The sequence below is a fragment of the Allobosea sp. AAP35 genome, from assembly GCF_001295925.1.
Taxonomy (GTDB): Bacteria; Pseudomonadota; Alphaproteobacteria; order Rhizobiales; family Beijerinckiaceae; genus Allobosea.
The window spans coordinates 26,616-40,277 of sequence record NZ_LJHQ01000018.1; the positions used below are offsets into that span (position 1 = coordinate 26,616).

The following is a 13,662-nucleotide window of genomic DNA, read 5'->3' on the forward strand; positions in this document are numbered from 1 at the left end:
GGTCATCACCGTAGCGACGTCATCATGCCGATCGGATGGGACGGAGCAAGCCCACGGATGCGAGATAGTCATACTATTTATGCAAAGCGCCCGCAGCGTACCGCCGCATCGGGCGCTGACCGCAAGCTTGCAAGGCAGCCCATTTTAAAGCCAAGAGAGGGCAAGAGCCCGATGCAAGCGGGCCTCGTCCGCAACGCCGCGCCCAAGGAAACGCCGCCATGGCTCTCCATGTTGTCCCGTCCTTCGCCCGCATCGGCGAGGAAAACGCCTTCGCCGTGCTGGCCCGCGCCACCGAACTGCAGCGTCAGGGCCAGGACATCATCAATCTCGGCATCGGCCAGCCGGACTTCCCGACGCCCGACCATATCGTCGAGGCCGCGGTGAAGGCGCTGCGCGACGGCCATCATGGCTACACGCCCGCCAACGGCATCCTGCCGCTGCGCGAGGCGGTCGCCGCCGATCTTCACAAGCGCTTCCAGGTCGAGGTCTCGCCCGAGAGCGTCATGATCGTGCCGGGCGGCAAGGTCACCATGTTCATGGCGATCCTGATGTTCGGCGAGCCCGGCGCCGAGATCCTCTATCCCGACCCCGGCTTCCCGATCTACCGCTCGATGATCGAATACACCGGCGCGACGCCGATCCCGGTGCCGATCCGCGAAGAGAACGGCTTCGCCTTCTCCGCAGAAGAGACGCTGGCCCTGATCACGCCCAAGACGCGGCTCCTGATCATCAATTCGCCAGCCAACCCGACCGGCGGCGTCACGCCCAAGGCGGAAGTCGACAAGCTTGTCGCCGGTCTCGCGCGCTTCCCGGACGTCGCGATCATGTCCGACGAGATCTACGACCAGATGCTCTATGACGGCGAGCAGCATGTCTGTTTGCTGAGCTACCCCGAGATCCGCGACCGGCTGATCCTGCTCAATGGCTGGTCGAAGACCTATGCCATGACCGGCTGGCGCATGGGGTGGTCGGTCTGGCCAAAGCCGCTCTACGACAATGCCCGCAAGCTTGCGGTGAACTCGCATTCCTGCGTCAACGCGCCGGCGCAATGGGCGGGGCTGGCCGCCCTGACTGGGCCGCAGGACGCCGTGGCGATGATGCTCGCGGAGTTCGACACCCGCCGGAAGGCCGTGGTGAAGGGGCTCAACGCCCTTCCCGGCATCTCCTGCATCGTGCCCAAGGGCGCGTTCTACGCCTTCCCGAACGTCTCGCAGACCGGCTGGAAAGCCAAGAAGCTCGCCTCGGCGCTGCTGGAGGAGACCGGCGTCGCCACCATCGGCGGGCCTGACTTCGGCGTCCATGGCGAGGGCTATATCAGGCTGTCCTACGCCAATTCTTTGCCCAACATCGAGCGCGCGCTCGAGCGCATGGGCCAATTTCTCGAAAGTGCGAAAGCCGCATGATCTTCAACAACGCGAGCTATCTCTATCTGGCGGCGGCGATCGTCAGCGAGGTCATCGGCACCTCGGCGCTGAAGGCCTCGCAGGAGTTCACGCGGCCGGTGCCGACGCTGATCATGCTGACCGCCTTCCTCTCGGCCTTCTACTTCCTGACGCTGACCCTGCGCACGATTCCCGTCGGCGTCGCCTATGCGATCTGGTCGGGCGTCGGGATCGTCATGATCAGCATCATCGCGAGGGTGCTGTTCGGCCAGAAGCTCGATGCGCCCGCCATTCTCGGCATGGGCCTGATTGTCGCCGGCGTGCTGGTGATCAACCTGTTCTCGAAATCCAGCGCACATTGAAGGCGGGCGTCATTCTCGGGCGTAGCGACGCGCAGACCCGAGGATCTCCGGCAGGACGAGACTCCGGTGCCTCATTCGGGATGAGATGCTCGGGTCAAGCCCGAGCACGACGCCGAAAACCTCAGTTCCGCTTCGCCGTGCTGGCCGTCACACCCGGATCGACCTTGAAGCTCGAAGCTTCGAGCACCGCGGTCCCGATCATCGTCTTGACCGAGACGCGCACCGGCACCATCAGATTGGTCCCCGCCACCGGCGCGAGCCAGGTTGAGATATCCTTGTTCTCGATCATGAACTTGGTGCTCGGCCGCAGCGCGCGATGGCCGGCGATCGGCACATAGCGGACCTGGCAGACCGCGACGGGCCCGCTATAGCCCTCAAGTTTCACCTCGCGCGTGCCTGCCTGGCTGAGCTTGATGTCGTAGCGCGCCGCGCCATCGAAGATCTGAAGGGTGCGGTTGCAGGCATTCGCCAGGCCCTTGCCGTTGACCGGCATCAGGAAGGCGCTCAGCGGGTCGACGATGTTGCGGCGATGGCCGTCGTTGAGCGGCACGCGATCGGCCTTCGCCTCGATCGGCGGCTCGATCTCGACGGCCGCGACATTGTTGCTGTCGAGCGCCATGCGCACGGTGCGGCTTTCGCTGGAACTGGCCGAACTGACGGCGAAGCTCGTCGGCGAAAGCTTCGCGCCGTTGAGACTGCCGCTGGCAGCGCCCGAGCCGCGCCCGCCGGTGAAACCGCCGACAAGCCCGGTCATCTTGGCGGCGAGATCGAGCTTGTAGCTCGATCCGTCAATGCCGCCCGTGAGGCTGGCGGTGCCTAGCGTCAAACCCAGCAAGGACATGTCGTAGCGGGCATCGAGCGAGGCGGCGCCGGCTGGAACGGCAAAGGCGAAAATGCACCCGGCCAGGGACGATGCGATGGCGGGTTTCATCCATTTCCTCCGGATTGTGCTGTCTGTTGTGCGTGCTGGACGCGAAGCGTTAGATGCACAGCGATTCGGTCCGAATCGTGGCCCTTTTTGTCCGGGTTGGCGAGTGACAAAGCGCGCGAGGGAGACAGGCCGGCATCACGGACGCGAGACCGCCAAGGATTGCATGACTTTTCCTTGACGTGCCTGCCGGGCTTGGTTATGCAACCGCGACTTCAATTTGACTTCCGGTGCTCATGTCCGGCACGTCGCGTGTCGGCATTTTTGTTTGAGCCAGCCGGTTGGATTTAGGGAACGATACCATGGCGCGCCGTTGCGAACTGACCGGGAAAGCCACCCAGACCGGCCACCTCGTCAGCCACTCGAACCACAAGACGAAGACCGTGTTCCGTCCGAACCTGGTCAACGTCACCCTGCAGTCCGACGCGCTCGGCCGCTCGGTGCGTCTGCGGATCTCCGCCAACGCGCTTCGCACAGTCGATCACCGCGGCGGCCTCGACGCCTTCCTGGTCAAGGCCCCGGCCGCCGACCTCTCGACCGGCGCCCTGACGCTGAAGCGCGACATCGAGAAGAAGCTCGCCACCGCCTGAGCGGCGTTGCCTCTTCTGGACGAAACGAAGCGGCCGAAAGGCCGCTTTTTTCGTTTGGGCAGTGCCGCGTCATTCTCGGGCGGAGCGAAGCGCAGACCCGAGAATCTCTCGCAGGAGATGCTCAGGTCTGCGCCCGAGCATGACGCTGCGAACGACGCTCACCCTCACCCCAGCTCGAATTCCAGCAGCACGGTGCGTTGCAGGAACGAGAAATTATCGTCCGAAATCAGGGTGAGCACGGTCTTCGAACCCTCCTGATGCACCGCAAGCCCCTCCATATTGTCGATCTCCTGCCCGAGATCGGCCTGGATGAGCGTCGGTCCATCCAGCAAGGCGCCCACTCTCAGGCTCGCGGCCGGCACGCGACGGATCCGCATCCCGACCCCGCGCAGTGTCCGATACCAGCGCTCCAGCAGCAGCATGTCGCCATTGGGCAGGAAGGCGAGGTCGGTGATGTCGAAGCCGTCATGCCGCGCGACTTTGAACAGGCCCGGCTGCCGTCCCCCCAGGATGACGCCCAGCGTCGGCTCATCATCGCTACCGGACCGCTCGGCGATGGCGACGATTGAGCCTGCCAGCGGCTGCCCGACCGGCACGACGCCGATCGCCTCCAGCCCGCGATTATCCGGCAGGCGCTTGACCTCGCGCGGCACCGGCACGAGCCGCGCCCGCGCCATCACGCCCTCGCCCGCCCAATCGAAACGCAGCACGTCATGCGTCCGCTCGACGCCCATATAGGCGACGCCATCTGCGATGCAGAGGCTTTCGGTGTCGTAATAGCGAGAGCGGTGCAGCGGCCTGCCCGAGGCGCCCAGGATCGGCGCCAGTTGCGCGTCCTCGATGCCGGTAAGCCGCCCCTCCCTGGAGGCCAGCTTCGCCGTCAGCCAGAAGCCGTTATCGGTGACCGCGACCAGATCGCCGCCGGCGCCCCGCCACAGGCCCGATAATCCGCCAAAGCGGTCATGACTGCCGCTCAGCACCAGCCCGCTGCGGAAGACAAGCTGGCCGAAGCGCATCTTCTCCGGGTTGCGCGGTTCGAAGGCGGCGATCGGCCGTGCGGAGACGGCGACCGGGACCCGCCCGGTCTCGGCAGCCTCCGCCCGGAAGATGGAGGGCACGCCTGTGCCGGCCACGAGCCCGGCGAGAACGCCCCGACGGGTCAGGCGCATGGCATGCCGTCACCGGAACAGCGCATCCGCTCTCTCACTGCCGCCGCCGCGCTCCGCGCGAGGGCTTGGCGTTGAGCCCCGCATCCTCCTCGAACAGCTCGGCGAGCTTTTCGGTCATCACGCCGCCGAGTTCCTCGGCATCGACGATGGTGACGGCGCGGCGGTAGTAGCGGGTGACGTCGTGCCCGATGCCGATCGCGATCAGTTCGACCGGCGAGCGCGTCTCGATCTCGGCGATGATGTGGCGCAGATGCCGCTCAAGATAATTGCCGGCATTGACCGACAGCGTGGAATCATCGACCGGCGCTCCGTCCGAGATCACCATCAGGATCTTGCGCTGTTCCGGCCGGGCCAGGATGCGCTTATGGGCCCAATCCAGCGCCTCGCCGTCGATGTTCTCCTTGAGCAGCCCCTCGCGCATCATCAGCCCGAGATTCTTCCGCGCCCGCCGCCAGGGCGCGTCGGCCGCCTTGTAGATGATGTGCCTGAGATCGTTGAGGCGGCCGGGATTGGCGGGCTTGCCCGATTGCAGCCAACTCTCGCGCGAAAGCCCGCCCTTCCAGGCCCGCGTGGTGAAGCCGAGCAATTCGACCTTGACGCCGCAGCGCTCCAGCGTCCGCGCCAGGATGTCGGCGCAGGTCGCCGCGACCGTGATCGGCCGGCCACGCATCGAACCGGAATTGTCGATCAGCAGCGTCACCACCGTGTCGCGGAAATTGACGTCCGATTCCTGCCGGAACGACAGCGGCTGATAAGGATCGATGATGATGCGCGGCAGGCGAGCGGGATCGAGCGCGCCCTCCTCCAGGTCGAACTGCCAGGAGCGGTTCTGCTGCGCCATCAACCGCCGCTGCAGCCGGTTGGCGAGCCTCGCCACAACGCCCTGCAGATGCGCGAGCTGCTTGTCGAGATAGGCGCGCAGGCGCGTCAGTTCCTCGGCGTCGCAGAGGTCTTCGGCCGTGACGATCTCGTCGAACTTCTGGGTGTAAGGCTTGTAGTCGGTCTGCGGCCGGTCGTTGGGCTTGCCCTCGCGCGGACGCGGCGCCTCGCCAGCCTCATCGGCCTCGGAGTTCTCGTCCTCGTCATCCCAGTCGCCCGAGGGCGCGTCGGAGGCCTCGCTCGCGCCTTCCTGCAACTCCTCGGTGGCATCATCCGAGACTTCGACCTCGGAGCGCTCGCCGGCGCTTTCCTGTTCGGCCTCGCCGTCCTGCTGCTGCTGTTCTTCGGAGGACTGGTCCTTGTTGTCCTCGTCCTCGTCCGAATCCTCGCCCTGCGAGGTCTGCTCGGCCATGTCGAGCGAGGCCAGCATGTCGCGCACCGTGCGGGCGAAGGCGCGCTGGTCCTCGACCGCCTTGCCCAGCCGGTCGAGATCGGCCCCGGCCTTGGCCTCGATCTGCTCGCGCCAGAGATCGACCAGCTTTTCCGCAGCCTTGGGCGGCTTCAGGCCGGTCAGACGCTCGCGCACCATCAAAGCCAGCGCATCCTCCAGCGGCGCGTCGGCGCGGTCGGTGATCTCCTCATAGCGCCCGCCGCGGTGGTAGCGGTCTTCCAACATGGCGGTGATGTTGCCGGCCATGCCGGCCATCCGCCGCGAGCCGACGCATTCGACGCGCGCCTGCTCGACCGCGTCGAACACGGCACGCGCCGCATCGCCTTCCGGCGCGGCGCGGCGATGCACGCTCGCGTCATGGCAGGCCAGTCGCAGCGCCATCGAATCGGAGTGGCCGCGCAGGATCGCGATATCCTGCGCCGTCAGCTTGCGCGGCGGCTCGGGCAGGCGGGCACGGTCGCCGACCAGCGAGGGTTTGTCCGCGGCGAAGACGATCTCCATTTCCGGCTTGCGCGCGATCGCCTTCATCGTCGAGGAGATCGCGCGCTTCAGCGGCTCGGCTGGCGCTTCCTTGGTCGTGCCGGGCTTGCGGTTTGAGATGCTCATAGCGCCTTCGCGAAATGGTGGATCCGGTGGCCAGCGACGGGATAGTCCTCCATCACGCCATATTGCCGATAGCCCAGCTTCGGATAGAAATCCGGCGCCTGCAGGCTCATCGTACTCAGATAGACGCCCCGTGCACCATGCTCGCGCGCGGCGGCCTCGGCCATCGCGACCAAAGCCTCGCCATGGCCTTTGCCGCGATGCGCCGCGTCGATCCAGAGCAGATCGACATGGAGCCATTCCCATTTCAGCTCGCCGATCAGCCCGCCGACGATCGCGCCGTCATCGTCGCGCAGGCTGAGCGCCATTGGCACGCTGTTGCGCGCGCCGACGACCGCCGCGTTATAGGCGCTGAGCCCCGCGACCACGGCCTCCCTCGTCGCCGCGACATCGGTTTCGCGCTGGAGGGTCGCCATGGCGGGAGCGCCCGTCAGCTCAGGACCACATTGGCCGCGCTCTCCGGCAGTTCCTTGCCGAAGGAGCGCTGGTAGAACTCGGCTACCAGCGTGCGCTCCATCTCGTCGCATTTGTTCAGAAAGGTGACGCGGAAGGAGAAGCCGATATCGTTGAAGATCGCGGCGTTCTCGGCCCAGGTGATGACGGTACGCGGGCTCATCACGGTCGAGAGATCGCCGTTCATGAACGCGTTGCGGGTCAGATCGGCGACGCGCACCATCTTGTCGATGACGCTGCGGCCCTCCGGCGTGCCCTGGAAGTGCTTGGACTTCGCCAGCACGATCTCGACCTCGTTGTCATGCGGCAGGTAGTTCAACGTGGTCACGATCGACCAGCGGTCCATCTGGCCCTGGTTGATCTGCTGCGTACCGTGATAGAGGCCCGACGTGTCGCCGAGGCCGACCGTGTTGGCGGTCGCGAACAGACGGAAGCAGGGATGGGGGCGGATGACGCGCTTCTGGTCGAGCAGCGTCAGCTTGCCGGACTGCTCGAGCACGCGCTGGATCACGAACATCACGTCCGGGCGGCCGGCATCGTACTCGTCGAAAACGAGCGCGATGTTGTTCTGCAGCGCCCAGGGCAGGATGCCGTCCTGGAACTGGGTGATCTGCTTGCCTTCCTGCAGCACGATCGCGTCCTTGCCGACGAGATCGAGCCGCGAGACATGGCTGTCGAGGTTGACGCGCACGCAGGGCCAGTTGAGGCGGGCGGCGACCTGCTCGATATGGGTCGACTTGCCGGTGCCGTGATAGCCCGAGATCATCACGCGCCGGTTATGGGCGAAGCCCGCCAGGATCGCGATCGTGGTGTCGTGGTCGAAACGGTAATCCGGGTCGAGATCGGGCACATGCGCCTCGGTCGTCGAATAGGCCGGCACCTCCAGATCCGAATCGATCCCGAAGGTCTGGCGCACCGACAGCTTGATGTCGGGCAGGCCGGCGGCAGTCGTCGTTGTCATCATCAAGTCTCCGGGCGTGGGAGCATGGCCGGAAGTCACCGGGTGTCCCAACGCCGACCGAGGAGGGAGGCAATGCTTCCTGATTAGAGGCAAAGCCCGGCAGCGGCAATTCGCAAAGCGCCGGGTCGGGCTTTCGCAAGAGACATGCCTGGATCGGGAACCGGCCGTCAGCCACGCTCCGCCAGGAGCTGCTTCACGAGGGCTGCGACCTGCCCTGCCCCGTCCCGGTCGATCGCCGCGCGGCCGGGCGCGTCACCGGTCAACGCCGTGGCGACCGCAGCGGCAAAGGACGCAGCCGAAGCGGCTTCCGGCCCCGAAAGCCGCACGCAATGGGCCAATCCCGCCCGCTCCATCGCCTCTGCCCGCAGGCTCTGCTCGGTTTCGGCGCCTTCGTCGAACGGCACGACGATGGCGCGACACCCGGCCTCGACGAGATCGAGCACGGTGTTGTAGCCCGCCTGGCTGATCGAGAGCGCGCAGGCGGCGAGCAGTTGCGGGAAATCCGAACGCGCCCGTTCGACGGTGACGTTTGGCGAGGCCGATTGCCGCAGTGCGGCGAAATCGCGCTCGGCGAGCCCCCGCCCGACAAGGATACGCCAGCGCCGGGAGGGATCGCCGAGCCGGGCCGCCGCGACGCAGAGCCGAAACAAGGGCAGCGCCGCCCCCGAGCCACCACCGGAGACGAGGATCTCGCCCGATCCGTCATTGCGAGCGGAGCGAAGCAATCCAGGGGAACGCAGAGCACGACCTTCTCGCAATGACGGAGGCGCCAGATACCCCGTGTAATGCAGCCGCTCCGTCAGCGCGGGCGAAACGGGCCAGGACGCCTCCAGCGGCAGGAAGGCGCGGTCGCCATGCACGAGGACGCCGTCGAACAGCGCGGCCAGCCGGGCCTGCGCTTCCGCGATCCGGTCGGGCCGCGGCGTCACCAGCACGTCGCGCACCGAGGCCAGCACCAGGACACGCGGGTTGGCGGCCTTCGCCGCCGCGATCAACCCGAGGAATTCGTCGGCCAGTTGCCGTCGGCCGAAGGGGAAATGCTCGGTGATCACGACATCGGGCCGCAGCCTCGTCGCGAGCCCGGACAGCACGGCCTGTCGCTCCGCACGCCGGGACGTCGCGATCGGCATGCCGTCCTCGTCGAGCAGATTGCGGAAATCGACGCCCTCGACCTTCACCGGCGGCAATTGCACGAAAGCGAAGGGCTCCTCTGCCATCGCCCGCAACGGCAGGCCGCCGCTGGCGAGCGTCACGGCGAAGCCATCCTCCGCCAGCGCGCGGGCAAGATGGCCCGCGCGCACCAGATGCCCGCTGCCGAGCAGATGCGTCACCGCGATCAGCACGGTCGGGCTCATGGCGACAGCCCGGCGGAGGCCCGCAGCCGCGCGGCGATGCCATCGAGACCGGAGCCGGCCGAAAACGCGCCCGTCAGCCGCTCATGCGCGCCCTGCCCCAGCGCCGCGCATCGCGCGGGATCGGCCGCCAACGTCGCCAATGCTCGCGCCAGTGCCGCCGTGTCGCCCGGCGCGACCAGCAGACCCTCGACCCCCTCGCGCACGAATTCCGGAATGCCGGCGAAATCGGTGGCGACGATGGGCAGGGCCTGGCTTGCCGCCTCCATCACTACATTGGGCAGGCCGTCGCGGTCGCCATCGCCGGCCTGTTTCGAGGGCAGCACGAACAGATCGGCCTCGCGCAGCGCCGCGACGACCTCGCCCTGCGCCTTCGGGCCCGCCCAGGTGATACGATCGGCGAGGCCCAGATCAACCGCCTGCGCCTGCAGCGCCTTCAGCTTTTCGCCGCCGCCGATATGCGTCAGGCGCCAGTGCAGACTGGCGGGAAGCTGCGCCAGCGCGGCCAGCAGGTCGTCGAAGCCCTTTTTCTCGACGGCGCGCCCGATCGTCACGAAGCGCACCGGCTCGCTGGGATCGCTGCCGTCACGCGCCACCCGCGCGGGCGGCTGCGGAAAGCGCGCCAGGTCGAGCCCATGATAGACCAGCGCGACCTTGTCAGGCCTGTCGGCGAGGCGGGCGAGCTCGCGATACCCGTCCCGCGTGCAGGTGACGCCCCAAGTGGCGGCCGCGATCTTCTCGCGCTTCTCCCAGTCCGGCGTCGTCCAGATGTCCTTGGCATGGGCCGAAAACGACCAGCTGATCCCGCGCAGCACCGCCGCATAGGCGATCACCGAGGCCGGGGTGTGCAGGTAATGCACATGCAGATGCGTGATTTCGGCCGGCAGTTCGCGCGCCATCACACAGGCCTGGCCGAAGCGGCGCAGCCGGTTGCGCGTGCGGTCGCGGGCGAGATCGCGCAGGAAGGCCGGCAGCAGCCAGAGAAAACCCGGTCGCAGCAGCGCTGACATCACACCACGCAGGACGCGGCCCGGCTCCTCATGCAGATACTCCGGCAGATAGCTCACCGGCGCGGTGATCTGGTTATGCATCAGGTGGCGGGCGACATCGGTCGGCCGGCGCAGCGACCAGATTTCAAACGGCACATCACGCTGCTGCAGGCCCAGCAGTTCCTGCGCGATGAAGGTCTCCGACAGGCGCGGATAGCCCTTCATCGCGATCGCGATGCGCGGCGCGCTCATCGCCGGCCGATCAGCATGAAGCGGGTATAGTTCTTCGTCGGCAGGGCGCCGGCAAACAGCGTCTCCGACAGCCCCGCCTGCGCCTGGAACGCCTCGAGCGAGGGCACGCAGCTGCGATGGTCGGGCTCGCGCACATAATCGTTGGATTGGAGCAGCAGCGGCGTTCCCGACGACAGGGTCGACAGCCAGCCCGGCACATCCGCCAGATGCTCGCAACTCGTGTTGATCACGAGGCCCGGCGCCGGCTCCTGCGCGGCGAAGTCGAGCGTGGTCATATCGGCGGTCAGCGCCCGGAAACGGCCCGTCGCGACATGGCGCCGGTTCAGCCGCTCCGCCACGGGCGCGCAAGCCGGGTCGAGATCAACGCTGACGACCGCAGGAATCGCCAGACGCTCATCGGCCAGCAGCAGCGCAGCCAGCACGCCATACCAGGCGCCGAGCACAAAGACCGGACCCTGCGGTTGGGGCATGACCTGCGCCAGCGCATCGACCAGCCAGCGCTTCGAGCCGATCTGCTTATGGTTGAAGGCGATCCAGAGATCTTGCGGCATCCCATCGGCGATAAGGCGCGCCAGATCGGCCACCACGCTATTGCCGGTGAGGGCTGCGACGCCGCGCAGAATGTCATAGAAGGCGTCGGGAGGCGTGTCGTGAGTCATGCCGGATCGGGAGGCGGTTTGAAGGTGGCGGGACCATATGCAAGCACGCTGGCAAAGGCCAGCGACGCGCCTGCGGGCACGCTCCTGCCCCATCTGGCAAACCCGGCAGCGGCCCTGCGGCAGGTGCTCGCCGCCCATGCGGTGCGGTCTTGCGACCATATCGTCGAGATCGGCGGCGCCGGCCTGCCGATCACCGGCTTCCTGACGCATCGCCCCGACAGCGTGACCGTGATCGACCCAAAAATCCCGGATTTTGCGGCCGAGCGGCTCAACGGCGCGCCTTGCCGCCTGCGCCACCGCGCCGCCAAGCTGCAGGAGATCACGCTCGCGCCGGCGCATCCTTATGCGCTCATCCTGCTGGGCCTGTCCCTCAAGCCGTTCGGACGGCAGGGCGCGATCCCATCGGAGCTGCTGGCGCTGGCCGCGTCCGCCGATGTTCTGGTGATCGATTACGCACTGGATCTGGAGCGGGCGCAGGGGCAGATCGGCGCACTCCTGGCGACCCGCCGCACGCCCCCGGCCATCGATCTTGAATTGACGATCAATGACGAGACCTTGCAGGCTGCGGGCTTCGACCGCCGGCGCTTCCTGGTTTTCGAGGCCGCACCGACAAGCGCCGTGACGGATTGAACTCCAGCTGCCGCGCCACAGGGCTTGGCTCTACCCCTGTGAGCGCGGCGGAGGCCTTTACGTTCCCGTCTCGTCAGGCGCCGCCGGCTTCTTCGGCGCTCTCCTGCGTGGCGTGGGCCGAGCGGCGGGCGGCGGCGGCTCGTCGGCAGGAACCGCCTTCCCGTTCTCCACGACCGCCAGAACATCCTCCTGCGGCGCCGCAACCAGGGTGACCCCGTCGGACCGCTCGACGACACCCGGATCGGTGTCATCAGCCGCGATCGATGCAGCGGGTGCGATCGGCTCCGGATCCGGGGCCGGCGCATCCGCGATCTCCGGCGCACTGGCGAAGCCAACAGCATTGAGCGGCTTCTCGCGCCCGCGGATCGTGATCTTCAGTGCCGTCGTCCCGCGATAGCTGCGGCCGCTCGCCCGGATCGTGTCCTCCGATACCAGGATATCCGCCAGCACGCGCCGCGTCGCCAGTTCGAGCTGCGCAGCCACCGCCACCGTGTTGCCGACGGTAATGTCGCGCCGGCCCAGGCTGTCGTTCTCGACCGCGCCGGTGATCGCCTGCCCGGTGTGGATGCCGATGCCGATGCGCAGCGGCAGCGGCAGCGCCGCGCCGAACTCGCGGTTCAGCGCCTCGACGGCGCGCACGATGTCGGCGGCGGCAGCGATCGCCGTCTGCGCGCTCTTGGCGGGCGTGCCTTCCAGCCCGAACACGGCCATGAAGCCGTCCCCGTAAAACGCGTCGATGCGGCCGCCATGGGCCGCGATCGCCTGCGCCATCTCGTCGAAGAAGCGGTTGAGCAGGCCGATCAGCTCCTGCGGCAGCTGCCGCTCCGACAAAGCCGAGAACGCCCGCAGATCCGCCACCACCACGGTCAGGCCGCGCTTGCCGACATTGGTGTCGGGTTCGAAATCGCCTGGCGTCGTCGCTTTCAGGCGCGATGCCAGCAGAATCTGCACCTGCAGATCGTCTTTCGGCCTGATCTGGCAGGCCAGGCGCACCCGCTCGGGGGCAGCGATCCGGCGCAGCAGCTTGGCCTCGTTGGGCCCCGGCCGTGGGAGATCATCGCCTCCGTCCAGCACCAGCACGCGACAGGTGGCGCAGCGCGCCCGCCCGCCGCACAGCGCCGCGTGGGGAATGCCGAAGCGTCGGAACATCTCCAGCACGGTCAGCCCCGGGGCAAGCTTGCGCACGCCATGGCCGACGAACCGCACCGTGATCTGCCGCGTCGTCCGGACCCGGATCTCGCGAAAGCCGACGAAGGCGACGAAACCGCCGACGAGTCCGTAGAACACCGTCTTCGCCCAGGTGACGTTCTGGTTGAACATGACGATCTGCGCGTCGGTCGCAACCTCCGGCGCCATCGCCATTTGGCCGGCCTCGCGCCCGCCGACGGCAAAGCCGATCAGCGACAGGATCGGGATCAGGATCGCAGCCAGCAGGAACGGGTCCCGCCAGCGCTGATAGGCATCACGCGCCCGCAGCGAAAAATGCAGGCCGATGATGCCATGGACCCAGACCAGCAGCAAAAGCAGCGACTGCGAATCGGCCAGACCCGGCCAGAGCCGGCGCAGGACGGCGCGATAGCTCTCGTCGAGATGGAAGAAGCTGCCCATCACCCGCGTCCCGACGATATGATCGATCAGGAACAGCGGGATCGCCAGGCCCAGCGCGATCTGCAGCATCTCGCGCGCCGGCATCTTGAAGGTGCGGCGCTGCGCCACGCGCACCAGGGCGAAGAACGGATGCACCACCAGAGACGCGTAGAGCAGCACCGTTCCGAACCAGGAGTGCCAGAGCCAGTAGCGCCACTCCTGCACCTGCTCCATCGCCTCGATGCCGACGATCCCCACGGCATGGTTGAGGAAATGGGTGGCCGAGAAGAACAGCAGCACCATGCCCGAAGCGAAGCGGATATCCCGGCTCCATGACGAGACCTGGCCCATCCCCGCGCCCATGCCGGGGGAGCGCACCGGGGCTGACTGCGGCAGGCTCATGCCGGCACCTGCA

Annotated in this window: 13 protein-coding genes; 4 read left to right on the forward strand and 9 right to left on the reverse strand. The window is 67.3% G+C overall.

The window, feature by feature from the left end; all coding sequences use genetic code 11:
* Positions 1 to 218 precede the first annotated feature (218 nt).
* Both IP69_RS06990 and IP69_RS06995 read left to right on the forward strand, forming a co-directional pair.
* Complete coding sequence (locus tag IP69_RS06990; RefSeq protein WP_054142100.1) at positions 219 to 1,403, forward strand: pyridoxal phosphate-dependent aminotransferase; 1,185 nt, start codon at positions 219 to 221, stop codon at positions 1,401 to 1,403.
* Positions 1,400 to 1,744, forward strand: a complete 345-nt coding sequence (locus IP69_RS06995) for an SMR family transporter (RefSeq protein WP_054142101.1) — start codon at positions 1,400 to 1,402, stop codon at positions 1,742 to 1,744. The genes IP69_RS06990 and IP69_RS06995 overlap by 4 nt, the downstream gene beginning before the upstream one ends.
* A gap of 121 nt (positions 1,745 to 1,865) precedes the next feature.
* Here IP69_RS06995 and IP69_RS07000 read toward each other — a convergent pair whose 3' ends face one another.
* On the reverse strand, positions 1,866 to 2,675 hold the full coding sequence (locus IP69_RS07000; RefSeq protein WP_054142102.1) for a DUF3108 domain-containing protein: 810 nt from the start codon (positions 2,673 to 2,675) through the stop codon (positions 1,866 to 1,868).
* 299 nt (positions 2,676 to 2,974) lie between these two features.
* On the opposite strand from IP69_RS07000, the gene rpmB reads away from it, so the two are divergent.
* Positions 2,975 to 3,262 (forward strand): 50S ribosomal protein L28, encoded by a 288-nt coding sequence (gene rpmB / locus IP69_RS07005; RefSeq protein ID WP_054142103.1) that lies wholly within the window; start codon positions 2,975 to 2,977, stop codon positions 3,260 to 3,262.
* Positions 3,263 to 3,426: 164 nt separating this feature from the next.
* On the opposite strand, the gene IP69_RS07010 is transcribed toward rpmB, so the two are convergent.
* The 7 genes from IP69_RS07010 to IP69_RS07040 all read right to left on the reverse strand — a co-directional run bounded on the left by IP69_RS07010 (position 3,427) and on the right by IP69_RS07040 (position 11,030).
* A complete protein-coding gene (locus IP69_RS07010; protein ID WP_054142104.1) occupies positions 3,427 to 4,431 on the reverse strand; it encodes an esterase-like activity of phytase family protein in 1,005 nt (334 codons plus the stop codon).
* Positions 4,432 to 4,465: 34 nt separating this feature from the next.
* A complete protein-coding gene (gene cobT / locus IP69_RS07015) occupies positions 4,466 to 6,367 on the reverse strand; it encodes a cobaltochelatase subunit CobT (RefSeq protein ID WP_054142105.1) in 1,902 nt (633 codons plus the stop codon).
* Positions 6,364 to 6,780 (reverse strand): GNAT family N-acetyltransferase, encoded by a 417-nt coding sequence (locus IP69_RS07020; protein ID WP_054142106.1) that lies wholly within the window; start codon positions 6,778 to 6,780, stop codon positions 6,364 to 6,366. The genes cobT and IP69_RS07020 overlap by 4 nt, the downstream gene beginning before the upstream one ends.
* Positions 6,781 to 6,794: 14 nt before the next feature.
* Complete coding sequence (gene cobS / locus IP69_RS07025) at positions 6,795 to 7,781, reverse strand: cobaltochelatase subunit CobS (RefSeq protein WP_054142107.1); 987 nt, start codon at positions 7,779 to 7,781, stop codon at positions 6,795 to 6,797.
* Between the two features lie 164 nt (positions 7,782 to 7,945).
* A complete protein-coding gene (locus IP69_RS07030) occupies positions 7,946 to 9,133 on the reverse strand; it encodes a glycosyltransferase (RefSeq protein WP_054142108.1) in 1,188 nt (395 codons plus the stop codon).
* Positions 9,130 to 10,371: a glycosyltransferase gene (locus IP69_RS07035; protein WP_054142109.1), complete on the reverse strand. Its 1,242-nt coding sequence runs from the start codon at positions 10,369 to 10,371 to the stop codon at positions 9,130 to 9,132. The genes IP69_RS07030 and IP69_RS07035 overlap by 4 nt, the downstream gene beginning before the upstream one ends.
* The gene (locus tag IP69_RS07040; protein ID WP_054142110.1) at positions 10,368 to 11,030 is read right to left on the reverse strand and encodes a hypothetical protein; all 663 of its coding nucleotides are present in this window, start codon (positions 11,028 to 11,030) and stop codon (positions 10,368 to 10,370) included. Before IP69_RS07040 ends, IP69_RS07035 begins: the two co-directional genes overlap by 4 nt.
* Before the next feature lie 24 nt (positions 11,031 to 11,054).
* On the opposite strand from IP69_RS07040, the gene IP69_RS07045 reads away from it, so the two are divergent.
* Positions 11,055 to 11,660 (forward strand): hypothetical protein, encoded by a 606-nt coding sequence (locus IP69_RS07045; protein WP_156323332.1) that lies wholly within the window; start codon positions 11,055 to 11,057, stop codon positions 11,658 to 11,660.
* Between the two features lie 57 nt (positions 11,661 to 11,717).
* Here IP69_RS07045 and IP69_RS07050 read toward each other — a convergent pair whose 3' ends face one another.
* Positions 11,718 to 13,649 carry an adenylate/guanylate cyclase domain-containing protein gene (locus IP69_RS07050; RefSeq protein ID WP_156323333.1) on the reverse strand — a complete coding sequence of 644 codons (1,932 nt, stop codon included), beginning with the start codon at positions 13,647 to 13,649 and terminating at the stop codon, positions 11,718 to 11,720.
* Positions 13,650 to 13,662: the final 13 nt, after the last annotated feature.